Source organism: Pseudomonas sp. S37, assembly GCF_016658545.1.
Taxonomy (GTDB): Bacteria; Pseudomonadota; Gammaproteobacteria; order Pseudomonadales; family Pseudomonadaceae; genus Aquipseudomonas.
In genome coordinates, this window is the sequence record NZ_JACVZC010000001.1 from 79094 (window position 1) to 100854 (window position 21761).

At 54.8% G+C, this 21761-nt stretch carries 20 protein-coding genes; 6 read left to right on the forward strand and 14 right to left on the reverse strand.

What is annotated here, in order from left to right:
- Positions 1 to 116: 116 nt before the first annotated feature.
- Together IAE39_RS00320 and IAE39_RS00325 are read left to right on the forward strand one after the other, a co-directional pair.
- A complete protein-coding gene (locus IAE39_RS00320; protein WP_201198354.1) occupies positions 117 to 2228 on the forward strand; it encodes a TonB-dependent receptor in 2112 nt (703 codons plus the stop codon).
- A gap of 365 nt (positions 2229 to 2593) precedes the next feature.
- Positions 2594 to 2821 (forward strand): hypothetical protein, encoded by a 228-nt coding sequence (locus IAE39_RS00325; protein WP_201162910.1) that lies wholly within the window; start codon positions 2594 to 2596, stop codon positions 2819 to 2821.
- A 199-nt stretch (positions 2822 to 3020) separates the two neighbouring features.
- On the opposite strand, the gene thrS is transcribed toward IAE39_RS00325, so the two are convergent.
- The 8 genes from thrS to IAE39_RS00365 form a co-directional block, all read right to left on the reverse strand.
- The gene (gene thrS / locus IAE39_RS00330; protein WP_201198365.1) at positions 3021 to 5033 is read right to left on the reverse strand and encodes a threonine--tRNA ligase; all 2013 of its coding nucleotides are present in this window, start codon (positions 5031 to 5033) and stop codon (positions 3021 to 3023) included.
- Between the two features lie 114 nt (positions 5034 to 5147).
- A complete protein-coding gene (locus IAE39_RS00335; RefSeq protein WP_201198367.1) occupies positions 5148 to 5741 on the reverse strand; it encodes a 6-pyruvoyl trahydropterin synthase family protein in 594 nt (197 codons plus the stop codon).
- The gene (gene yidD / locus IAE39_RS00340) at positions 5735 to 5989 is read right to left on the reverse strand and encodes a membrane protein insertion efficiency factor YidD (protein ID WP_201162913.1); all 255 of its coding nucleotides are present in this window, start codon (positions 5987 to 5989) and stop codon (positions 5735 to 5737) included. Before yidD ends, IAE39_RS00335 begins: the two co-directional genes overlap by 7 nt.
- Positions 5986 to 7401 (reverse strand): cysteine--tRNA ligase, encoded by a 1416-nt coding sequence (gene cysS, locus IAE39_RS00345; protein WP_201162914.1) that lies wholly within the window; start codon positions 7399 to 7401, stop codon positions 5986 to 5988. Before cysS ends, yidD begins: the two co-directional genes overlap by 4 nt.
- Positions 7398 to 8525 (reverse strand): CobW family GTP-binding protein, encoded by a 1128-nt coding sequence (locus IAE39_RS00350; protein WP_201162915.1) that lies wholly within the window; start codon positions 8523 to 8525, stop codon positions 7398 to 7400. Before IAE39_RS00350 ends, cysS begins: the two co-directional genes overlap by 4 nt.
- Complete coding sequence (gene folE2 / locus IAE39_RS00355) at positions 8515 to 9435, reverse strand: GTP cyclohydrolase FolE2 (RefSeq protein WP_117139642.1); 921 nt, start codon at positions 9433 to 9435, stop codon at positions 8515 to 8517. Before folE2 ends, IAE39_RS00350 begins: the two co-directional genes overlap by 11 nt.
- A 53-nt stretch (positions 9436 to 9488) precedes the next feature.
- A complete protein-coding gene (zigA, locus tag IAE39_RS00360; RefSeq protein ID WP_117139617.1) occupies positions 9489 to 10706 on the reverse strand; it encodes a zinc metallochaperone GTPase ZigA in 1218 nt (405 codons plus the stop codon).
- A gap of 48 nt (positions 10707 to 10754) precedes the next feature.
- Positions 10755 to 11159 (reverse strand): Fur family transcriptional regulator, encoded by a 405-nt coding sequence (locus tag IAE39_RS00365; RefSeq protein WP_117139616.1) that lies wholly within the window; start codon positions 11157 to 11159, stop codon positions 10755 to 10757.
- A gap of 183 nt (positions 11160 to 11342) precedes the next feature.
- Between IAE39_RS00365 and IAE39_RS00370 the strand changes: the two genes are divergently transcribed.
- Positions 11343 to 12542: an N-acetylmuramoyl-L-alanine amidase gene (locus IAE39_RS00370; protein WP_201162916.1), complete on the forward strand. Its 1200-nt coding sequence runs from the start codon at positions 11343 to 11345 to the stop codon at positions 12540 to 12542.
- Between the two features lie 70 nt (positions 12543 to 12612).
- Here the strand turns inward: IAE39_RS00370 and hemB are convergent, their stop codons facing one another.
- On the reverse strand, positions 12613 to 13620 hold the full coding sequence (gene hemB, locus IAE39_RS00375) for a porphobilinogen synthase (RefSeq protein ID WP_201162917.1): 1008 nt from the start codon (positions 13618 to 13620) through the stop codon (positions 12613 to 12615).
- Between the two features lie 69 nt (positions 13621 to 13689).
- Positions 13690 to 14127: a DUF4440 domain-containing protein gene (locus IAE39_RS00380; RefSeq protein WP_201162918.1), complete on the reverse strand. Its 438-nt coding sequence runs from the start codon at positions 14125 to 14127 to the stop codon at positions 13690 to 13692.
- An 80-nt stretch (positions 14128 to 14207) separates the two neighbouring features.
- Between IAE39_RS00380 and hisI the strand changes: the two genes are divergently transcribed.
- Genes hisI through dksA form a run of 3 tightly spaced genes read left to right on the forward strand, consistent with a single transcriptional unit; the run spans position 14208 to position 16421 of the window.
- Positions 14208 to 14642, forward strand: a complete 435-nt coding sequence (gene hisI, locus IAE39_RS00385; RefSeq protein WP_442967350.1) for a phosphoribosyl-AMP cyclohydrolase — start codon at positions 14208 to 14210, stop codon at positions 14640 to 14642.
- Positions 14639 to 15985, forward strand: coding sequence for a dihydroorotase (locus IAE39_RS00390; RefSeq protein WP_201198369.1), 1347 nt, complete (start codon positions 14639 to 14641; stop codon positions 15983 to 15985). Before hisI ends, IAE39_RS00390 begins: the two co-directional genes overlap by 4 nt.
- 31 nt (positions 15986 to 16016) lie before the next feature.
- Positions 16017 to 16421, forward strand: a complete 405-nt coding sequence (dksA, locus tag IAE39_RS00395) for an RNA polymerase-binding protein DksA (RefSeq protein WP_117139610.1) — start codon at positions 16017 to 16019, stop codon at positions 16419 to 16421.
- Between the two features lie 197 nt (positions 16422 to 16618).
- Here dksA and IAE39_RS00400 read toward each other — a convergent pair whose 3' ends face one another.
- The 4 genes from IAE39_RS00400 to IAE39_RS00415 are packed head-to-tail and all read right to left on the reverse strand — an operon-like array spanning position 16619 to position 21370.
- Positions 16619 to 18088, reverse strand: coding sequence for an ABC transporter ATP-binding protein (locus tag IAE39_RS00400; protein ID WP_201198372.1), 1470 nt, complete (start codon positions 18086 to 18088; stop codon positions 16619 to 16621).
- Entirely contained in the window at positions 18085 to 18906 is an 822-nt protein-coding gene (locus IAE39_RS00405) for an ABC transporter permease (protein ID WP_201198374.1), read from the reverse strand. Before IAE39_RS00405 ends, IAE39_RS00400 begins: the two co-directional genes overlap by 4 nt.
- Complete coding sequence (locus IAE39_RS00410) at positions 18903 to 19838, reverse strand: ABC transporter permease (RefSeq protein WP_201198376.1); 936 nt, start codon at positions 19836 to 19838, stop codon at positions 18903 to 18905. The genes IAE39_RS00405 and IAE39_RS00410 overlap by 4 nt, the downstream gene beginning before the upstream one ends.
- Positions 19835 to 21370 (reverse strand): ABC transporter substrate-binding protein, encoded by a 1536-nt coding sequence (locus IAE39_RS00415; protein WP_201198378.1) that lies wholly within the window; start codon positions 21368 to 21370, stop codon positions 19835 to 19837. Before IAE39_RS00415 ends, IAE39_RS00410 begins: the two co-directional genes overlap by 4 nt.
- Positions 21371 to 21761: the final 391 nt, after the last annotated feature.

Consider the following 21761-nt stretch of genomic DNA (forward strand, 5'->3'; position numbering starts at 1 on the left):
CGACATCACGCCCCTAAGAAATCAGCCGCTTAGCTTGAAGCATGGATTCGATGGTGCTGCACACTGCAATGCTGTATGGTTAAAGATACACTATAACATAACATTTGGATGTCATTATGTATCGTTCCAGACGCCCCGCTTGGGCTTGGGCTTTTACCGGTGCCGCGTTGAGCACAGGTTTAGGCGTTTCCGAACCGATTTCGGCTGAAGAATTGGAAGCTGCAAGCGGGATCACAGAGCTCGAGGCGATCCAGGTTACTGGTGAGGGAGGAAACAGAAAGCCCATCGAGCCACTATCGCGCGGGAAGGTGAGCAATGCTGTTGAGAGTCTGCCTGCGGGTGTGACTTCAATCACGCAGGAGGACATACAAACGCTTAACGTTGACCGAGATATTTCCAATATTTACCGGCGTGTACCCGGAGTAGTGGCCAACAACATCGATCAGGGCGATACCGGTAATGGATTTCGCATGCGAGGCTTTGCTACCAATGGTACGCACGGTGCCGACGTCGCCGTTTACGTTGATGGTATACCTCAGAACATTCCGTCCAGCCAAGGCGGAGCAGGTCATGGCCCCGTATTTCTGGAATGGTTGACTCCCCAAATGATCAGGAGCGCTAATGTCATTAAAGGGCCGGTGTCTGCTCTGTATGGTGATCAGAATCGGGCTGGAGCGGTGGAAATCGAGACACTGGATGGTGGCAGCGTGGCTTCCAGTATCGGTTTGGACGTTGCCAGTTTCGATGGGCGTCGTACTAACCTGGTGTTGGGCGGTGAATATGAGGGCTTAGAATCGCTGTTCATCGTCGACATTTACAAAACTAACGGATACCGCAAGGCCGCTGAAACCAATCGAGACAATTACTTCTGGAAGTTGAGTAAGGTTATCGACGACGTTAAATATTCTGCGCGCTTCAGTCATTACGAATCGGACTTCAAAAATGACGGTTATCTCAACTTGCCCGCGCTTCGAGCAGGTACGATTGGTCGCCGAGATACCGATAATCTGTACGGCTTCGGCAACGCTAATAGGAACACCTACGTATTCAATCGTGCTCCGGCTTATGACGAAGCGGGCCTGTACTACACAGCGTATTACGAGGATTTTAGACGGGTTCGAGCAATTTCTAATGGCACCAATACTCATAATTACGGAAAAGATGATCGCGATATATATGGGGGTCGACTAGCCTATAACTTCGTTGCGAATGAATCGGCATCATTGATGGTAGGAGCCGATGTCCGGCGCGACAAAGGAATTGCGTTTCGCCAGCAGTATAGAAACTTTGAGCCTACACCAAATTTCTATTACGACTTCGATATGGATCTCATCACATATGGGGTGTTTGCACAAGGTCAATACAAGCCGACCGATTCAGTTAAGTTGATGGCAGGGGTTCGGTATGATCGGTTCGACTATGATATCGAAAATCTGAAATTCCGTGATGCTGACACGGGTTATAATAGTTCTGTTACGACACCTAAGTTTGGCTTGGCTTGGACACCCATTCGAGAACTGGAAATCTTTACGAATGTAGCTCAAGGGTTCCGCTCACCTGCGGCTGAGTATATTAGCTCTGGCAGCAGCAGTGCCTTAGCGCCTAGTGAAACTGGAGGCCAAGTCAATAGCAGTGTTCGGCCAAGCAAGGTAAAGTCCTACGATATTGGATTCACAGTACGTCCTTCTGACCGTTTATCGAGCACCACAGAGTTCTACTACATCGAGAACGACAATGAAACTGTTCAGACCTCAGCAGGTGTTTACGAGCAGGTCGGCAGTACTACCCGAAGGGGGGCAGAAACTAGCTTCAATTACCAAGCAACATCGACAGTCAGTGCGTATGCCAGTTACGGGCGCATAATTGACGCGAAGATTAATAATCCTTCGCCGGGTACCGGTGCACTCCTTTCAGTCCCAGAGCACACCTACAAGGCAGGGGTTCAGTACCGCAACAGATTCATGGCGGGTCAAGTCACTCTTAACGCTGACGTTTATCACCTGGATGGCATTCCCTACTACATAGGGACTGAAAAAAATGAGATGCCGCCTTATACCCGTTACGATCTAAGGGCCAGCTACGACTATAGCGATTACCAGTTTAGCGTATATGGTACCTTCCAACCGCATCGCTACGGGACTGAAGTTGCCTATGGTACGAGCGGTGGACTTGTGATTGTACCGCAGCCCTCTACAACGCTTGGTGCTTCGATCAGGTACTTTTTCTGATTTCTCCAGGATCAAAGGTGGTGTCGGGAGCGCAGGGTTGAGTATCGCCTCTGCCCATAGCGACGGTGGAATTCATCATTTGGGGGCTGCAAATTCGTGATGGGAGTAGAATAGGCGGCGTCTCAGTCGGGAGAGCTCTGGGCTGTACATCCCTAACGTAACAACATGTTTTGTCTAATGGCTTAGAACGCTTCGTTAGCTATTTAGCTGTCTAAACTTGAAAAGGGGGCTTCCAGTTGGATGTCCCTGCAAGGCAGGACTAAAAGGTGCGCGCGTCAGTTATGCCGAACCGGGCGTTGCCTGCAGAGCGAGAGAAAAAGTATTCAGCACGGTTATCACGATGCTTACGCTTTAGGAGGTTATGGATGACAATTTTTACTCTGAATTACCGCCTGAATGATGAACCTAAGGGCTATCAGGTGGTTCTCGAAGAAAAATTTCTTAGTGATCACGAGGCAGCAATTCATCTAATTGAGTTGCATTATGGTGATAGCGAAAGCTGGATAGTGATGCCTGATGCATCGCCAGAAGATATTCTCGCCCAGGCGGAGCTGCTTGGGCTGTGGGAGATCAATATTACTCTTGAGGCATGAAACTCTCCCTCTCTCGATGAGAGTGCGGGAAATTTCCCTGAGGAATTAGAGTTCAGTCGTGTGATCAGTACTCTCCATCAAGATTTAAAGTGGCTTAGGACGAATTGACTAACGCTGATTTATTAGGAGGTCAGTAGGCGTGTGTGAAGGCGCAGCTCAGTGGCTGAACTGCGCTTTTTTGTAAAGCGGAAAACTACAATCAAACGTCGCAGGTATTTAATGGAAGTCGGGACGCGATGCGGTTATGTACCTCTTCAACAATGTGATCAGACGAAAGCTCATCCGGCGAACTAGCTTCTTTTCGTAACCATTCAATTGCGGACTTTAAGTCCATCACGCCAAGGTCGTTGCCGTCTCTGGTGCGCACTGCGATGGTTCCTTGCTCCTGCTCCTTGGTGCCTGCGACAAGGAGGAATGGAATCCGTTGAAGTGTCTTCTCTCGGATTTTGTAGCCGATTTTCTCATTGCGGGTGTCAGTTTCAACCCGAAGGCCCTTGCAGCGCAGCAGTGTGGCGACATCTCGAACATAGTCGGTATGCTGTTGCGAAATAGAGCAAACGACCACTTGGATGGGTGAAAGCCAAGTTGGAAGCTTGCCAGAGTGATGCTCTAGCATGATGCCCGTGAAACGCTCCAGAGAGCCGAAGAGGGCGCGGTGCAGCATGACTGGTCGCTTGCGAAGGCCATCTTCGTCGACGTACTCGATACCGAATCGTTCAGGAAGGTTCATGTCGACCTGAAGTGTGCCGCACTGCCAGTCACGGCCAATAGCGTCGCGCAGCACGAACTCAAGCTTGGGCCCGTAGAACGCCCCCTCACCTGGATTGACTTGGTACTCGAGGTTCATTTCTTCGAGGGAGTGGATAAGCGCTCCTTCGAGTTGATCCCAGGTTGCGTCACTGCCGATTCGGTTGGCGGGTCGAGTGGACAGCTTGATGCGCACGTCCTCGAAGCCAAACTGGCGATAGATGTCCAGTACTAGACCCACGACGGATCGGCATTCTTCGTTCATTTGTTCGGGGGTGCAGAAAATGTGCGCGTCGTCTTGGGTGAAGTGACGCACCCGAAGCAACCCATGGAGAGAGCCTGAGGGCTCATACCGATGGACTTTACCGAATTCGCCCATGCGAATCGGCAAGTCGCGATAGCTCTTGAGGCCGTGTCGATAGAGGAGGGTGCCGCCGGGGCAATTCATCGGCTTGAGAGCTAGGGCGCGACCATCCTCGGTTTCGGTCGTGAACATGTGATCACGATAGTTATGCCAGTGTCCGGACGTTTCCCACAGGCCGCGATCCATGACGTCTGGCGTGTTCACTTCGACATAGCCCGCGTCATTCTGTCTGCGTCGCATGTAGGCGATGAGAGACTGAAACACCGTCCATCCCCGCGGGTGCCAGAAAACTGATCCTGGTGCGTCATCCTCGAAATGAAAAAGGTCGAGTTCTCTTCCGATCTTGCGATGGTCACGCTTCTCGGCTTCCTCAAGTCGAACGAGGTGGGCTGACAGCTGCTTTGCATCGGCCCAAGCCGTTCCGTAGATGCGCTGTAGCTGTTCGTTTTTTGCATCACCGCGCCAGTACGCGCCCGCTAGCTTGGTCAGCTTAAATGCCTTCAAGAAGCGAGTATTGGGTACGTGAGGGCCGCGGCACATGTCCACGTATTCTTCGTGGAAGTAGAGCCCCATCTCCTGGGTATCTGGCATGTCCTCGATCAGACGAAGTTTGTAATCTTCGTCTCGTGCCTTGAAGATCTGGATGGCCTCATCGCGCGGCGTCATGCGCTTGACGACATCGTACTCTTTGGCGATCAGCTCGCGCATGCGAGCTTCGATGGCTTCGAGGTCTGCCGGGGTGAATGGCCTTTCAAACGCTACATCGTAGTAAAAGCCCTCATTGATCACCGGGCCAATGACCATTTTGGCAGTCGGGTAGAGCTGTTTGAGTGCATGGCCAACCAGGTGGGCGCATGAGTGACGGATGATGTCTAAGCCTTCATCATCTTTAGGGGTGATTACCTGCAATTTAGCATCGCGGTCAATCATCTCGCATGCGTCCACCAAGCGACCATTAACCCTTCCTGCCACCGTGCTACGTGCCAAACCGGCGCCGATGGATGCTGCTACGTCGTGGACAGTGACGGGGTTATCGTAGGTACGAATTGATCCATCTGGCAGCGTGATGGAAACAGGGGAGGGGTGTGCGTTATCTGGCATCGTTACAGGCTTCTCGGTCTTAAAATACTGTGGGCCGTCCGCTAGCGGACGCCCTGGTCATAAATTGGGTGGACTGCAAGTTCTAGCTGCGAGCACAGCTACTCGCGCAGGGCATCAGCTACACAAACCTTCCAGCTCGGTCTGGATCATGGTGGGCTTCGGCTTCAGCCGTTCGTACAGCTTGGGATCAGCCCACTGGGCAGTAATCGCGGGAGAGAACTCAATGAGGTCGAGGTCAATCAAGCCCATACGGGGGTTCACAACATCCTCGCGGAAGCACTGCGCATACCCCGTTTCGGTTTCGTGCACGATTACAGAGTGGAGCTGAACACCGGATTCACCGTTCTTCATTTGGGTGTTTTCCAAGGCGGCTTCCACCAGGCGGAAGATTAATCTGGAGAACTGCTCAGCACTCGGTGACACGGGGATGAGTACCCAGCGCTCTGAATGCCTCCGAATTGAGGCAATGTAATCAGGATCATCCTGCGACCAGATCGCGACGGCGTGATCGAAAGCGTCGATCAAGTCCCGAACGTCACCTTTGAGTAGCCCGAAGTCATACACCATCTGGCCGTGATCAAGGGCGTCGGCGCGCAAGAGCAGCTCGACTTTGTACGAGTGCCCATGAATCGAGTGAGAGCAACGACGGGTGCTACAGCCTCGAACTATGTGGGCGTTTTCGAATTTGAACAGTTTCCGAATCAGCATGGGCCACCTTTATCCTTGTTGCCTTTCGACGGTACGGGGTCAAATCCACCGGGATGCAGTGGGTGGCAACGCAAGAGCCGGCGCAGCGTCAACCAGCTGCCCATCAGGGCGCCATGAGTCCGCAGTGCTTCGATTGAGTACTGCGAGCAAGAAGGGTGAAATCTGCATCGATTGCCTATGACGGGGCTGATGAACAGTTGGTAGCCGCGTACCAACGCAATCAGAATAGAGTTCGGCCACCGCCTCATATCACGCTCCTTGCTGTCGGGCGCAGCGTGGAGCCTTCTGGACTGTCTTCGATGCTAAAGCCAGCTTCTAGCAACTCGTCACGCAGAGCGTCGGCTCTGGAGAAGTCGCGCGCAATACGTGCTTGGTTTCTTGCTTCCAGCAATGACTCAAGATGCTGTCGATGACTGAGCGGTTGCTCAACAGGCTGTACTGGAGGCCTAAGCGCAGCCAGCGCGACATGTGGCTCTTGCTGCAGGAGGCCGAGCAGTCCGGCGGACTTGATCAGCCTTGCTTTAGCAAGCATTCGCATTTCATCTGTCACCGCCTGATCGAGCTCCGATCTGAGCACATGCAGCCGAGCAAGTGCTTCGGTCACCCCTAGGTCATTCTTAAGTGATTCCAGCACCAGTTCATCCGGTGCCACGTCGACAGGGACAGCCAAAGAGCTGACTTTCGACAGCGATGAGTAAAATCGGAATAGCGTCTGTACGGCAGCGTGCAAGCGCTGTGTGTTCCAGTCCATTGGGCGTCGGTAGTGGGTACAGAGCAGCGCGAATCGAATAGCTTCACCAGGTGCCTGAGCGAGAAGGTCTCGGACTAGCAAAACGTTGCCGAGTGATTTGGACATCTTCTGCGCATCCACGGTAACGAAGCTATTGTGTACCCACGTGCGGCAGTAGAGAGTGCCATTGGCGCAAGTACCCTGAGCGATCTCATTTTCGTGGTGAGGGAAAATAAGGTCTTGGCCTCCGCCATGAATGTCGATGGTGTGCCCCAGGTGTCGCCCAATCATCGCAGAGCACTCAACATGCCATCCTGGCCGACCTCGTCCCCAAGGGCTGCTCCAGCCGGGCATTTTAGGAGTCGAAGGTTTCCATAGAACGAAGTCCAGCGGGCTGCGCTTATAGGGGGCAACTTCAACTCGCGCTCCAGCCATCATGTCCTGGGGCAGGCGTCCTGACAGTTGACCGTAGGCAGGGTAGGAAGGGACGTGGAACAGCACATGCTCTTGTTCGACGTAGGCGTGGCCCCGGTCGACCAATCGTTTGATCAGCGCGATGATCTCTGGGATGTGATCCGTAACGCGTGGTTCCAGATCGGGCGAGGCGATCCCAAGGGCTGCCATGTCTTCATGGTAGGCATCGATGAAGCGGCGGGTGATGTCCCCGATTGGAGAGCCTGACGCAATTGCTGCCGCGTTGATCTTGTCGTCCACGTCCGTGAAGTTTCGCGCGTAAACGACTTCCTTAAATTCATGGCGCAGAACTCTGGCAAGGATGTCGAAGACAACGGCTGGTCTAGCATTCCCGATGTGGGCGTAGTTGTAGACGGTAGGGCCGCAGACATACATGGTCACCCGATCAGGCCGCTCAGTGCGCAGTGCCTCTTTCTCTCGAGTGAGCGTGTTGTGAAGTTTGATGGACGACGTCATACGCTGATGCCTTCGATATGTCCCGCCTTGTTTTTGAAGGCCCTGAAGGTCGCCTCGATCATTTCTCGTGTGACGTCTTGAGTGATGAAAACCAAACGGGAACGCCGGTCGTCAGTCGGCCAGGCGGGTAGTGGAGCGGACGGATGGAAGATGTGCTGAACACCGTGCAGGGCGATCGGCGTGTCGCGCCCTTCAATGTTGAGGATGCCCTTAACCCGGAGAATGTTGCTTCCCAGTAACGTCATCAACACCTCTAGCCAGCACTCCAGAGCAAGCTCACTGATTGGGCTGTCGATGGTGAAGCAGAACGCACGAATCCGGTCGCCATGACGGTTTACGTCCTGTTGCGGTGCTCGCAAGCCTGCAGAGAACAACCCTTGACTCGTACTCTTTTCAGGTTGAGGCGTGATCTGGAATTTAGGGGTAGAGGTGGCCTCGTATGCATGCTCGTTTAACCAGCCTTCAACATCGGGTGACTTACCCTCGTGAGTGAAGAGGCCAAGGCCCAGAATCTTGCTTGCCTCCAGATGGCCGTTCTTGATTTCCCAGCGAGGTGCTGCAGGGTTGATGTCTGACAGGCGCTGGAGAAGCTCTGCCCTATGCTCGGGGCTCACCAGGTCACCTTTGGTCAACAGCAGTACATCTGCCATAGCAGCTTGTTTGATCGCCTCCTGATGGTGATCAAGCGTAGCCATGCCGCTGGCTAGGTCTACTGTCGCTACCACACCATCCAGTCGATATTTGGGGGCGATCTGTGCATGCGTCATCAGGGTGTGAATGATCGGGGCAGGATCTGCTAGGCCGGTGGTTTCAATCAATACGCGGTCAAACTGGCGGTTCCCCTCCCGAGAGAAACGCCACGTGATGTCCCGCAATGTCTGGACGAGGTCTCCACGAATTGTGCAGCAGACGCAGCCGCTGCCCAATTCCATGACGATGTTCTCGTTACTGTGGGTGACGAGAAGATGGTCGAGTGCCATCGCCCCAAATTCATTGATGATGATCAGCGTGTTGGCAAATTCCGGCTGTCTCACCAACTGGTTTAACAATGTCGTTTTGCCGCTGCCGAGGAAGCCAGTCAGCAGTGTGACGGGGATCAGCGAGCTGCGTGCTTCACTGCTCATGGTGCGAACCCTGGTCAAAAGGTGAAGACCAGGCAGCTGCATCATGAGGATGCAGGCTCTCCAGGTGCCGCACATGAACTTTAGGATTCTGGTGTTCGGTGAGTGCTGCGCGAATCCGGCGAGCGGCATCCTCGACGAACATCAGGTTCTGGCCATTAAGTGCTGCGAATGCTTGCTCATCAGCCCGTTTGACTGCGGTTTGGACTGGAGTACCTAGAGAATTCTCAACAGCTTCAATCAAAGATAGCAACCCTAGGCTGGTGGAAGTGCGTTCAACCGAAACGCATACGCGTGCCTCGCTGCGCTGGCTGTGCGGCGTTGCAACTGACGCGTTCGCTCGCAACCATTTCGCGACGGTTGCCGGGTCAACGAGTGGCTGGTTTGAGAATGAGTTGAGGAAACTCGCCTCAATCAGCTGGCGAGACAGCGCCGCGGAGCAAGGGCATGTAGACGAGTAGCCAACAGTGCACTCAACGCTCAGCGCAAATTTATCTCCCACCAGCGATGCGTTCATTTGAACACGGTATGACTTCCACCCCGATAAACCTTCCGTCACGAGCGCTGGGCGGCGGATGAGAAGATCAAAATCGAGCCGAAGCCGTGCACTTCGGCTATCACAGTCGTGGTGGCTGTCGATCATGCTGCTCAGCAATGTATGCACATGCTCCGGCGAGATGTGCGCCTCTTGTCCCCAGCTGTCCAGCAATCGATAGAGGCGAGACATATGGATGCCTTTCACCTGGGGCGCAGGCAAGTCGACTTGCACGTCTGCTCTGGCGTGAAGCTCGCGATGATAGCCTGGCTCGTCAATCGTGACTGGGAGGTCGATTCCTTGCATACCAACCCACTCCAGGGGGCCAAGTGTCGGAGCAATGTCGGTGACGGAAACGTCGGGAAGTGCTGCACTCATGTTCTTTATCCGCAGGTTACTGGCCCTCCCAATCACGGGAGGGCTCTTACAATTTAATTCCAGCCAGGAAGCGGGTTTTTAAGCTTCATCCAGCCCTTCGGGCCTAGAGCCATCTCATCATCTGTGAGGAGGCATGCATCAAAGCTGGCTCGCAGCGCTGGCTCATTCATGTCCATGCCGATGAGTACGAGCTCTTGTCGTGCGTCGCCCACGTCCTTTTCCCATTTAGCGCGAATGTCCTCGACGGACTCGGGATCCGTCGGCCAACGGTCTTGCGGGATGGCTGCCCACCAATAGCCCGCTGGGCCATGTCTGGCCACTGCGCCTGCTTGCGACCAGTTACCGGCCATAGCTGGCTCGCTGGCGAGCCAGAAGTAGCCTTTGGAGCGCACGACGCCTGGCCATTCACTTTCAACCAGCTCATGGAAACGCTCGGGATGGAAGGGGCGTCGGGCGCGGTATACGAAACTGCGGATCCCATACTCTTCCGTCTCTGGCGTATGAGTACCACGCATTTCCTGCAGCCAGCCGGGGGCTCGCGAGGCCTCGTCGAAATCGAACAAGCCTGTATTCAGCACACGATCCAGTGGGACTTTGCCGAACTCGGAGATCTCGATCTTCGCTCGGGGATTCAGGCTGTTGAGGATGGCGATCAATTGTCGCCGCTCATCCTCACTGACCAGATCAATTTTATTGAGGACGATCACGTCGCAGAACTCGATCTGCTCAATCAGCAGATCGACTACCGTGCGAACATCTTCCTCTCCCAGCGATTCGCCTCGCGCCTGCAAGCTATCGCGTGAGCTGTAGTCTCTGAGGAAGTTGAAGGAATCCACGACGGTGACCATGGTATCGAGGCGAGCTACCTCGCCGAGGCTGCGCCCATCTTCGCCCTCAAAGGTGAAGGTCTCCGCCACTGGCAGTGGCTCAGAAATGCCGGTGGACTCAATGACCAACTGATCGAATCGCCCCTCCTTGGCAAGGCGATCCACCTCAAGCAGTAGGTCTTCCCGTAGGGTGCAACAGATGCAGCCGTTGCTCATTTCAACCAGTTTTTCATCCGTGCGTGAGAGCTCTGCGCCTCCGTCACGCACGAGGGCAGCATCTATATTCACGTCACTCATGTCATTGACGATTACGGCGACACGTCGGCCTTCGCGATTGTTCAGGATGTGATTGAGTAGCGTGGTTTTTCCTGCTCCTAAGAATCCGGACAATACGGTTACGGGAAGCTTATGGGCTTCACTCGAGTTAGAGGTTGGGACTGTCATCAGGAGCCCTCACGGTAAGATATGGTGTAAGCGTACTACTCGTAGTCGCTAGCCTTTAGAGGTGTGTTCAAGCTTGCAGCAGTCGGCACATTTCCCGTGCAGCTCTATGGTTGAGCTGCCCAGTGCAAACACGTTTTTCTTCACCCAGGTACCCAAATACCTGTCAAGCGAAGGCACGAGAAACTCATCGACCCGACCACATGAGTCGCAGATCGCGAACGCCCTTACGCCGTTGTCGCAGGTAGAGGACGGGTCACATTTCACGTACGCGTTCAGAGACTCCAGGCGATGAACAAGGCCTCTTTTGGCAAGATTTCCAAGCGCCCGGTAGATCTGTATGGGCGCTTTGAAGCCTTCATCCTTCAAGCTCTCAAGGATCTTGTACGCACTAAGTGGCGTACTTGATTGCTGAAGGGTGGCCAGAACCAATTGCTGATTAGTGGTGAGTCGCATGCAGGCCCCGCGTCGAACGTGAAACTTGAGTCATGTCATCCATAATGCTTACGTTATAACGTAACATAATGCTCCACGCCACAAAAAATGTCGCGAGCATGCGCGCGTTCTGGGCGGACAGAGGCTGAGAAATGCCGAGTTCCCGCGTGGTTGGATAAGAAAAATGAAGAAATGGAAGGGTGTATGGACAGACGCAGCTTGCTCAAATTTCTCTTGGCTGGGTTGGCGCTGCCGGCTTCGCTGACTGTGCATGCAGCTCAGGCGGTGAGGCGGGTGAGTGTTAGTCAGTCAGGAGGTGCTACTCGGTTTTTGCTCGATCTGAGCGGCCCGGTGATCGCCAACAGCTTCAGCTTAGAATCTCCGCCGCGCCTAGTGCTTGATCTTCAACAGGCCGTACTAAACGCGCCATTGAGTAACCTAGCGCTTGACGGTACTCCTGTTCGAGCAATTCGGAGCGGGAAGACGCCCGCAGGCGATCTGAGGATTGTTCTGGATCTGGCTAATTCCGGAGTTCGTGGAGAGCTACGACCTGTCTCGGCTGGAAGCCACAGATTGGAGCTGGAGTTGGTTGATCCCTCGTTCAGGGTTGCCGCGGCAGCTGGTGCGACCCAGGCTGCACTAGAGCCGCCGAAGGGTAAGTCCAATCGCGATTTGCTGGTAGTGATCGATGCTGGGCATGGAGGGAAGGATCCGGGCGCGGTGGGCGCCAAGGGTGAACAAGAGAAGATTGTTGCCTTGCAAATCGCGACATTGCTGGCTAAGCGAGTCAATGCACAAAAGGGTTATAAAGCTCGGCTGGTGCGCACCGACGATATCTTCATCCCGTTGCGTAAACGAGCTGAGCTGGCGCAGCGATTGAATGCCGATCTTTTCGTGTCTGTGCATGCGGATGCCGCGCCTAGATTGACCGCATCAGGTGCATCAGTCTTTGCGCTTTCGCAGGGTGGTGCTACCTCCTCCATGGCTCGATGGATGGCTGAGCGAGAAAATGGCGCCGACTCCGTTGGGGGTGGTCTGGCAGTGAAGCTTCGAAAAAACGACCCGATGGTCGCTGGCGTTCTGCTCGATATGTCAATGAATGCGACTATCTCAACCAGCTTGGATCTTGGTCATCAGGTGTTGTCGCGGCTGGGAGATGTGTCGGGCTTACATCAGTCGAAGGTTGAGCAGGCAGGTTTTGCAGTGCTTAAGTCTGCAGCTATTCCATCGATTCTGGTCGAGACCGGCTTCATTTCCAATGCGGGTGATTGTCGAAGACTGCATGACGTGCGGCATCAGCGCAAAGTGGCTGACGCGATATTTGCTGGAGTGGATGGATACTTCCGTCAGCAGCCGCCGCCAGGCAGCCTCATCGCAGCGATGGCTCGTATGGGAATGGCCTAAAGCGGAGAGAGAGCCGTTGTTGAGCGCTGCCAACTCTGACGGCGCTCGTTTGGGCTGCTCTCCGTGGGCCTCAGCCGCGCTTCAAGCGCTCGGCGGCCTCAATGGCGAAATAGGTCAGCACACCGCTGCAGCCAGCTCGTTTGAATGCCATGAGTGACTCCAGCACGACCTTGCCCGGATCAAGCCAGCCGTTATCGATGGCTCCTTTGATCATCGAGTACTCGCCGCTTACCTGGTACGCAAACGTCGGCACAGCGAATGTGGCTTTCACTCGCTGGATAATATCCAGGTAGGGCATGCCAGGCTTGACCATGACCATGTCTGCGCCTTCCTGGAGATCCAGTGCAACTTCGCGTAGCGCCTCGTCGCTGTTGGCGGGATCCATCTGGTATGTACGCTTGTCGCCCTTCAGTGCGCCGGATGAGCCAAGTGCATCTCTAAATGGGCCGTAAAAGCCGGATGCGTACTTGGCTGCATAGGACATCAGTCGCACGTCTGTGAGGCCGGCAGAATCCAAGGCGGCTCTCAATACGCCAATGCGCCCGTCCATCATATCTGACGGAGCAAGCGTATCGATTCCTGCCTGTGCTTGAACCACCGCCTGGCGTGCCAACACCTCAAGGCTTTCATCGTTAGCCACTAAGCCATTACGCAGTACCCCGTCATGACCATGATCGGTATAGGGGTCTAGAGCCACGTCGCCGATAAGGCCAAGCGTAGGGTAGGTCAACTTCAGCAATCGGGCGGCTCGGCATACCAGATTCTCTGGGTTTGTAGCTTCACTGCCTTCGCTATCTTTGCGATCGGGCGAGGTTGCGGGAAAAAGTGCGATGGCTGGAATGCCGAGATCTACTGCCTTCCCCGCATGCTCTATGAGTTCGTCGAGCGTGACGCGTACTTGGCCTGGCATGGAGGCAACGGGATCGTTTTTTCCGGAGCCCTCTTTGATAAAAATTGGCCAGATCAGGTCGTTCGCAGACAGTGTATTTTCGGCTACCAGCCTGCGAGTCCAGTCGTCAGCGCGGTTGCGGCGAAGACGAACTGCAGGGAAGTTTCCTAGGCTTGAAATATGATTCATAGACTTCGCAATTTTTGGGTAACCGGGGGGAGCAGGTTCGACCGTTCTGAGTGGCGAACCTGGGCTCTATCAGGCTTCGATTGACGAGTGGTGACCGGTGATCAGCCACTCTTCATTGATGCGTTCGAAGGTGAAGAGGAATCGTGCGGGTACAATCCTTTGCTCGCCACCGTCACGGTAGACGAAGGTGTAGAGTCCCCCGACTACGACGGTGCCAAGCTTTCTGCTTACGCGTTTTTTGAAGACCTGGATGTCACAGACCAAACCGTCGTTCGCCAAGAAATTCTCGAAGTAATTGCGGCGGCTATCGTTGCAATCGCGCACTTGGTTGGACAAGGTTGGTACCAAGATGGCATCAGGGGCGTAGAGCTCAAGAACCTTGTCGACATCTCGAGTGGCAACGGTTGCAGCCCAACGATAGAGAGCGGCTTTCGCTCCGGCGAGGCACGCCAATTCAGTATCGGCGTAAGGTTCGGTGGTGAGGAGCGCGGCAGGGGCTTCGGTCATGAATGCTTACCTTTAGGGTTTAAAATTGTGAGGGAGGTACTCAGAATATCGAAAAAACGTGATATGTTATAACATAACTAATGAATTATGGGTCACAGATCATGTTCCTCAAGCTCGAGCGGGCGGAGGCGGGAAGCCGTTTTGCCCTCAGCGACGTACTCAGTCAGGTGCCATGGAGCCCACAAGGGCTCATAGCGGCGATCGCCCTGCAGCACGACAGCGGAGAGGTGCTGATGCTCGCCTGGATGAACGAGGAGGCTCTCCAGGAAACTTTGAATACCCACCAGGCCTGTTATTGGTCACGCTCCCGTAATGGTCTCTGGCGCAAAGGCGAGACCTCAGGGAATGTGCAGCACGTTAAGGAGATTCGTTTGGACTGTGATGGCGATGCGCTGCTGCTCCTCGTCGATCAGGTGGGTGCTGCATGCCACACCGGGCGGCGTAGCTGTTTCTACAACGTCATCGAGGGCGACCAGGTCGTGGTGGAGAGTAGCCCTGGAGTGGTCAAATCATGACTCGTATCCTCATCAGAAACGCTCGCCTGGTGAATGAGGGAGAGGTGTTTGATGCCGACGTTCTCATTGCATATGGCCGAATTGAGAAAATTGCAGGCAGCATCGATGGTATTAATGCCTCCGTCGAAATTGATGCTCACGGGCGCTGGCTTGTGCCAGGAATGATCGACGACCAGGTGCACTTTCGTGAGCCCGGCGCTGCGCACAAGGCAACCATGGCGAGTGAGTCCCGAGCCGCTGTTGCTGGTGGTATTACCAGCTTCATGGACATGCCCAATACAAACCCGGCCACTTTGTCCCTCGCCGCGCTTCAAGATAAGAAAGCCCGAGCCGCCGCTTCGTCCGTCGCAAACTTCGGCTTTCACTTTGGCGTCAGCAAGGACAATCTGGACGTGGTCGCCAGTCTTGACCCGCGGCAGGTCGCAGGTGTGAAGGTATTCATGGGCGCGTCGACGGGAGACATGCTCGTTGACGATCCACGTGTGCTCGAGCGGCTGTTTGCCAATGTGCCTACTATCTTGCTCGCGCACTGTGAGCATACACCTTCAATTTTGGCCAACGAGGCTCGTTACCGAGAGCAGTTTGGTGATTTCATCCCGCCGGCGATGCACCCCGTAATACGGGATGCGGAAGCCTGTTTCCGATCTTCCAGCTTGGCAGTAGAGCTTGCCAATAATTTTGGCACGCGCCTACATGTCCTGCACTTGACCACGGCTAAGGAGTTGAAATTATTCGAGCCAGGCCCGCTGGCAGGCAAGAAGATTACTGCCGAGGTTTGCGCGCACCATTTGTTGTTCGATGACCACGATTACGCAAGCCTTGGCAATCTGATCAAGTGCAATCCTGCCATTAAGAGCCGAGAGGATCGTGATGCTCTGCGGCAGGCGCTGCTATGTGATCGAATCGATGTAATCGGTACTGACCATGCCCCTCATACGCTGGAGGAGAAGCAGAGGGCTTATGCATCGGCTCCATCTGGGTTGCCCCTGGTTCAGCATGCGTTTCCTGGCCTGTTTGAGCTGGTGGAAGAAGGTGTACTGCCGATTACCCAGCTCGTGCAGAAGACTAGTCATGCGGTTGCAGACTTGTTCGCGATCCAGGAGCGCGGATATCTGCGTGAGGGGTACTGGGCGGATCTCGCTCTCGTTGAGCGTCTAGATGAGCCACGACCGGTTGCCCTTGACCCGATCCTTGCCCATTGTCAGTGGACACCGTTCAAAAATCACCAGCTGCGGCACCGAGTAACGACGACCGTAGTTTCTGGCCAACTGGCATGGCATGACGGATGCGTGAATGAGAGTTGCCAAGGGCTGCCTTTGGCATTCAGCGCGCAACGCTCCTGACTACCCAAAATATCGAGCGAGAGTGACCGACATGACGGAACAAGAGCTGCTTTCTCTGCCAGTTGACGATTACATGGATGCCGCGCAACAGGGATTCTTCCGAGACCTGCTGCTGTCACAGCGTACGGAGTTGCAGGAGCGAATATCTGGCGAGTTCCAGCTCATGCGAGAGTTCGAGCCTAGCAGCGACCCTTCTGATTTGGGCACCGTCGAGGAGCAGCGCCATTGGCAATTACGCCTTCTTGAGCGGGAGAAGAAGCTTCTGGACAAGATAGACGAAGCCTTGGAGCGGATCTCGCGAGGGGAGTACGGATGGTGCGAAGAGACTGGAGAGCCCATTGGATTGCGGCGTTTGCTACTGCGGCCAACTGCGACATTGAGCATTGAAGCGAAGGAGCGGCAGGAAAGGAAGGAGCGGCACATGCGGGAAGACTGACCCCTGCATACAGCCGGTTAATCACTAAAATGTGGAAGGTAATCAGAAGGTTAATGGTAGCGCAAAGCCTGATCTCTGCGGCCAGTCGATTACGGATCAGATACTTCAGCTAGCTAGAGCTCAGGCGCCCTACCGAGTAGGGCGCTGAATGAGCTCACTCCCGTTAAATTGTGCGTCGTACGCCAGCCACAGCTACTTTAAGCCTCGGCTGCTGAACGAACTGATTGCGCAGGCGTCTTAGCCATTTCATGTACAGACACTGGATACTCTGAGCTGCCAAGCCGAATACGTTGATCAGAAACTGCATCAATCAGGGCTTCGTCATGGCTAACCAAGAGCACAGCGGTATGACTTTCTTTTGCGGATTCGACTAGCAGTTCCAGCATTTCCTTTTGGGTAATGAGGTCAAGCCGGGAGCTTGGTTCATCCGCGAAAATGAGCACTGGGTCAATCAAGAGTACACGTAGCAATGAGAAACGCTGAAGCTCACCGCCAGAAACATTTCCCGGCAGCCGATTCAGCAGTGACTGTTCCAATCGAAGTCGTTTCAGCAGGGGGCCAATGCGATTGGCATCAAGTCCATGCAGGTGTACCAGATCTGCCAGATTTTGGGCTAATGTCACTGTCGGCGGGAAGGCGGCGACTGGATCCTGGAAGAGCTTTTGGAACGCAACTCGGGAGGTGCCGGCGCGCTTAACGATGTTGCCTTCGCTTGCATCCATCAGCCCCAGAATCACATCTCCGAGGGTCGACTTGCCGCACCCTGAGGGGCCGGTTACTCCAACGATTTCACCTGGGTGAACATCGAAGGAAAGGCCCTGGAAAAGTGTGCGCCCGCCGCGATCAACAGCCAAGTTTTTAACTTGCACCACTGGCTCGACTGCAGGCAGCGCGGGTTTATGAATCTTCCAATTCAGCGGGTCAGCATCCAATAACTGTCGGGTGTAGGCGTGCGTAGGATTGTTGAGCACCTGTTCGGCGCTACCAGCTTCGATGATCTTCCCCTTGAGCATGATCATGATGTCGCCGCCCAGGCGGCGGGCAACCTCCATGTCATGAGTAATGATCAGCAGCGCACCACCCTCGGCCAAGCCAGCTTTCAGGAGGCTGATCACCTCGTCAATCCGGTCGCGATCCAAACCTTTGGTGGGTTCATCTGCCACCATCAATTTTGCGCCGCCAGCGTGTGTCGCCGCGAACGCTAAGCGTTGCGCCATACCGCCTGAAAGCTGAAATGGGTACTTCGTGGAAGCATGCTCTAGCCCCAGTCGAACCAAGTCTCTTTGCGCGAGCTCGCGAGACTCAGACGCGTTCTTCCCTACTACATGCTGATAGGTCTCGGAAACCTGAGGAAGTGCGCGCATGGTTGGGTCAAGGCTCAGCCAGGGCTCTTGAGGGAGAACGGCAATTTCACGCCCCCAGAGTGTTTGGCGCCTATTGCTTCGCCCATCCTCACTGACGCCGTCCGCGAACTCAATCCGGCCTTGGGCGTGCAGTCCCGGCGGTAAATTTCCAACAACACCTTGAGCGAATAGGCTTTTCCCTGAGCCGGTTTCGCCAATGATGCTTAGCACCTGACCCGGGAACAGTTCTATGGAAAGTGGATCAACCAGGCGAGTGTCAACTGTTCGGATCTCCAAATCTTCAGTTTTCAGCAGCGGCTTCATGGTTTGCGCCCTCCAGCGATCAGTATGAGTGAAAGAACAATCAGGAAGACAACCATGATCGGCATTGCGATTACTGAAGGTGCTTCTGCAAAGTAGGGGAGCAATTCTGTGATCATCAGTCCCAACTCAGCTGTCGGGGGTTGAACGCCTACGCTGACAAAACCCAGGGCTGCGATTGCCATGATCGCCGAGGCGGCTCCGAACGACGCAATGGTTAGGATCGCGGGCCCTAGCTCTGGCCAAAGGTGGCGGCGGATGACGTACATGGGCCCAAAGCCGAGCAGGCGTGTGGCAGCGACGGCTGGCGATGCCAGTACGTTGCGGGACAGGGCGCGTGTCATGCGGAAGTATTCTATCCAAAGCACCAGTGCGATCGCCCCGTACAAGGCGACAAAGGAACCTGGGAAGATTGCCACGATTAGCAGAACCAACAGCAGGCCGGGCAGCGCCAGAACCAACTCTGTAACAAGGCCAAGTGTCTTGTCGGTAAATCCACCTTTCCAGGCTGCAAGGATGCCCAGAAGTACGCCAGGCACGGCTGCTGTAATTACGCTCACCAGCGCTAGCCCCAATGACAAGCGTACTGCAGAAGCCAAGCGTGCGAGCATATCTCGACCTAAATGATCTGTGCCCAGGGGGTGCGCGCTTATTGAGCCCGACAGAATGGCGTTGTAATCCTGCTTGGCAATGTCCACGTCCCACAGAATAGGAACGAGGACGGCAAAGGCAATCAGAGCAAGGAGGATTGCGAACCCGACCAGCCGAGGTAGGTGGCGAGGCTTTGGTGCCGCGTTTGCGATTTCGAGTTCAATATTCATGCGTCACTCCGGCGCGGGTCAATCAGATGGTTGGCCAGGTCGACACACGTGTTCAGCACCACAAACATGAGACCCATTGCTAGCGCTGCGCCTTGCACCATCGGCAGATCGCGTTGGACGATGGCATGCACCAAGCCATGGCCAATTCCAGGCCAGGCGAAGAGCGTTTCTACGACGACCACGCCTTCAATCAGATACACCAGTTGAACGCCCAGGTAGGTAACTACTGGTACGCCAATGTTGCGTAAGCCGTGGCGTGTGAAGACCTTCAGCGCGCCGAGCCCTTTCAGTCGGCCAAACGCATAGAATGGGGAGGAGGCAATCTTTACCGTAGCGTCTCGCGCCACACGAGATGAGACAGCTGCGAGTCCCAGCGCGAGGGTAAGCGAAGGTAGTATGGTGTGCGCCCAGGTGCCGTGCCCCGCGGATGGCAGGATTGCGAGTGAGACGGAGAATACAAATACTAGAATCACGCCCATCACAAAATGCGGTATAGCGCGAGTTGCTGTGCTCAGGATGAGTAGCCCTCGGTCAAGCACTCCGCCCGGGCGCAGCCCTGCGAAGATTCCGAGTGGTGGGCCGATGAGGAAGGAGAGAATCACCGCTCCAATAGCCAGGCGCACTGAGCTCCCTAGCTCATGAAGTACAACGTCAGTGACAGGAGTACCAGACACCAGGGATGTGCCGAGGTCAAAGCTAAGCAGGTCTTTAATCCAGGCGAGAAAGCGCCAGATTACTGGTTGGTCGAGGCTGAGCTCTGCGCGTACCGCTTCAGCAGCAGCGCCGTTCACCATGTCATAACCATAACGGCCTGCGGCAATTCGGTACGCTGCGTCACCAGGGAGGAGCGTCATCAACATAAACGTAAGAGCGCCGACGACGACAGCCACCATGACCGCCTGAAGCAGTCGAAAGCCTAGAAGCCGGATCATTGTGCCCACCGCATTTTTGTTAGCCCGAACGTGCGCTCGAATGGATCGATTGCTGCCCCTTCCACCTGATTCGACACTGCGATTGTCTGGCGGTACCAGGCCACAGGAATCAGGGGGAGCTCGTTCTGGAATTGAGCAAGCATCTGATTACGCAGAGCTTGTTGGTCTTCTGGCTTTTTTCCGGACAACAGCGCGTTCATCGCGGAGTCAAAAGCAGGGTTTTTCCACCCCAGTGGCCCCCACTCAGCACCGCCGTTTCCAAAGTCGCCGAAAATAGTTACGAGGGGATCGGGCACGAGTGCGTAAGCGCGGGAGAATAGCGCCATTTGAAGGGAACCATCATTGTATGCCACGGGTATAGCGCTGACATTTTCCACTGCCACTTGAACCTCGACGCCAATCTCTCGCAATTGCGCTTGTAAGGCTGTGGCGATCAGTGCCAACTCAGGGCGGTCACCGAAGGTGAGCAGCTTCATACGGAAACGCACCCCGTCTTTCATCAAGATCCCGTCTGAGCCAGCAACCCAACCTTCATTGCCCAACAGCTTGCGTGCCGCTTCTGGGTCGTACTTCAAGGGTGGAAGGTTAGCGTCGTGCCAGGCACTTACGTTATCGGCAAACATTTGTGTTGCGCCGGTACCTGGTGCACGTAATACGGCGGCAGCGATACCTTCCCGTTGGATTGCCAGGCTCAATGCTTTACGGGTATCTACAGAGGCTGTCGGCCCTGCGCCTGAATTCACTGCCAGCATGACAACGCGCGGAACTGGCTCTTTCAGTACATGGACATCCTTGGAGCGTGAGAGTCGAGCAATGCTGGGAGGGTCGAGCTGAAACACAAGCTCAGCGCCGCCGCTCTCGGCCATCAGGGTTCGAGTTTCTCCGCGCCCTGCGCCCAAGTAGGTGGTTTTCTCGATGCTTGGTTTAGTGCCCCAGTATTCTTCGAATCTTTGCGTTGCAAGACGTTGAGGAGGCTCTACCAGGGTTGTCTTGTAGGGGCCGGTGGCAATGACCTTTTGAACAACATCCTTCGAATCATACGCAGCCGCGGCCAAGATGCTGGTGGACGAGTGAGCCAACAGCGCGGGCAGAGGGGCGAAGGGCTCCTTCAGTCGAATGACAACTTCGTTGCCTTCGGCTGTAATCGATTCAATCTTGGCTTTGCTCAGAATGCCCGCCTTGTTCCGAGCGACATTGAGTGAATGAGCCGCTACAACTGGGGTTAATTCGCTTCCATCATGAAATTTCACACCGGGTCGGATTGCCAGGTGCCACACTTTTCCGTCATCCGTGACACTCCACGTCTCAGCAAGCGCGGGTTGGGGCTGTCCTATCGGGTCGGCTTCTAGCAGGGTTTCAGTGATCTGCATTCGCTGAAAAATGAATCCGGATACGGACGGATCCAGGCCCACGATCTCGAAGGGAGCAACGACGTCAAAGACTTTGTCATCAGCGTTGACGTTTGCGTAGGCGAAGGTCGCGCAGACGGCAACTGCTGCCGCGAGTAGCTTTAGCTTGGGCTTGAGTACCACATTACATTCCTTTTGCTCGACACCCGACGGCAACGTTGAAGCGACCTGTCTAGGCCGAGCGCTTCAGAGTTGTTCGTCCTTGTCAGTTTCGGTGAAAAAAATCATCCAGTGCGGAAGTCGCGCATGGTAGGCAATGTGATGATATAACGTCCATTATTGAAATATCTTGTTACGTTCCCGCTCAAGCCATGCGTGTCGTAATTGGGGCGGTTCGCATTTTTCATCCCAAGGCAGCAGCTGATCACCGCCTGTCGCTTGGGGTACGCATTATGATGACGCTGAAGGAAACCCAAGATCTGGGGCTCTCATCGAGAACCTCCTAGGGGTCGCTAGGCAGCTGTGCAGGCGTGTTCCATGAGCGTCTGCGCCGGGCAATACGTGTACATGCGTG

What these genes read in the sequence shown, in the direction of transcription:
- IAE39_RS00320 (WP_201198354.1), top strand. Translation starts at nt 117, where the DNA reads ATGTATCGTTCCAGACGCCCCGCTTGGGCTTGGGCTTTTACCGGTGCC.
- IAE39_RS00325 (WP_201162910.1), top strand. Translation starts at nt 2,594, where the DNA reads ATGACAATTTTTACTCTGAATTACCGCCTGAATGATGAACCTAAGGGC.
- thrS (WP_201198365.1), bottom strand. Translation starts at nt 5,033, where the DNA reads ATGCCAGATAACGCACACCCCTCCCCTGTTTCCATCACGCTGCCAGAT.
- IAE39_RS00335 (WP_201198367.1), bottom strand. Translation starts at nt 5,741, where the DNA reads ATGCTGATTCGGAAACTGTTCAAATTCGAAAACGCCCACATAGTTCGA.
- yidD (WP_201162913.1), bottom strand. Translation starts at nt 5,989, where the DNA reads ATGAGGCGGTGGCCGAACTCTATTCTGATTGCGTTGGTACGCGGCTAC.
- cysS (WP_201162914.1), bottom strand. Translation starts at nt 7,401, where the DNA reads ATGACGTCGTCCATCAAACTTCACAACACGCTCACTCGAGAGAAAGAG.
- IAE39_RS00350 (WP_201162915.1), bottom strand. Translation starts at nt 8,525, where the DNA reads ATGAGCAGTGAAGCACGCAGCTCGCTGATCCCCGTCACACTGCTGACT.
- folE2 (WP_117139642.1), bottom strand. Translation starts at nt 9,435, where the DNA reads ATGAGTGCAGCACTTCCCGACGTTTCCGTCACCGACATTGCTCCGACA.
- zigA (WP_117139617.1), bottom strand. Translation starts at nt 10,706, where the DNA reads ATGACAGTCCCAACCTCTAACTCGAGTGAAGCCCATAAGCTTCCCGTA.
- IAE39_RS00365 (WP_117139616.1), bottom strand. Translation starts at nt 11,159, where the DNA reads ATGCGACTCACCACTAATCAGCAATTGGTTCTGGCCACCCTTCAGCAA.
- IAE39_RS00370 (WP_201162916.1), top strand. Translation starts at nt 11,343, where the DNA reads ATGGACAGACGCAGCTTGCTCAAATTTCTCTTGGCTGGGTTGGCGCTG.
- hemB (WP_201162917.1), bottom strand. Translation starts at nt 13,620, where the DNA reads ATGAATCATATTTCAAGCCTAGGAAACTTCCCTGCAGTTCGTCTTCGC.
- IAE39_RS00380 (WP_201162918.1), bottom strand. Translation starts at nt 14,127, where the DNA reads ATGACCGAAGCCCCTGCCGCGCTCCTCACCACCGAACCTTACGCCGAT.
- hisI (WP_442967350.1), top strand. Translation starts at nt 14,208, where the DNA reads ATGAATTATGGGTCACAGATCATGTTCCTCAAGCTCGAGCGGGCGGAG.
- IAE39_RS00390 (WP_201198369.1), top strand. Translation starts at nt 14,639, where the DNA reads ATGACTCGTATCCTCATCAGAAACGCTCGCCTGGTGAATGAGGGAGAG.
- dksA (WP_117139610.1), top strand. Translation starts at nt 16,017, where the DNA reads ATGACGGAACAAGAGCTGCTTTCTCTGCCAGTTGACGATTACATGGAT.
- IAE39_RS00400 (WP_201198372.1), bottom strand. Translation starts at nt 18,088, where the DNA reads ATGAAGCCGCTGCTGAAAACTGAAGATTTGGAGATCCGAACAGTTGAC.
- IAE39_RS00405 (WP_201198374.1), bottom strand. Translation starts at nt 18,906, where the DNA reads ATGAATATTGAACTCGAAATCGCAAACGCGGCACCAAAGCCTCGCCAC.
- IAE39_RS00410 (WP_201198376.1), bottom strand. Translation starts at nt 19,838, where the DNA reads ATGATCCGGCTTCTAGGCTTTCGACTGCTTCAGGCGGTCATGGTGGCT.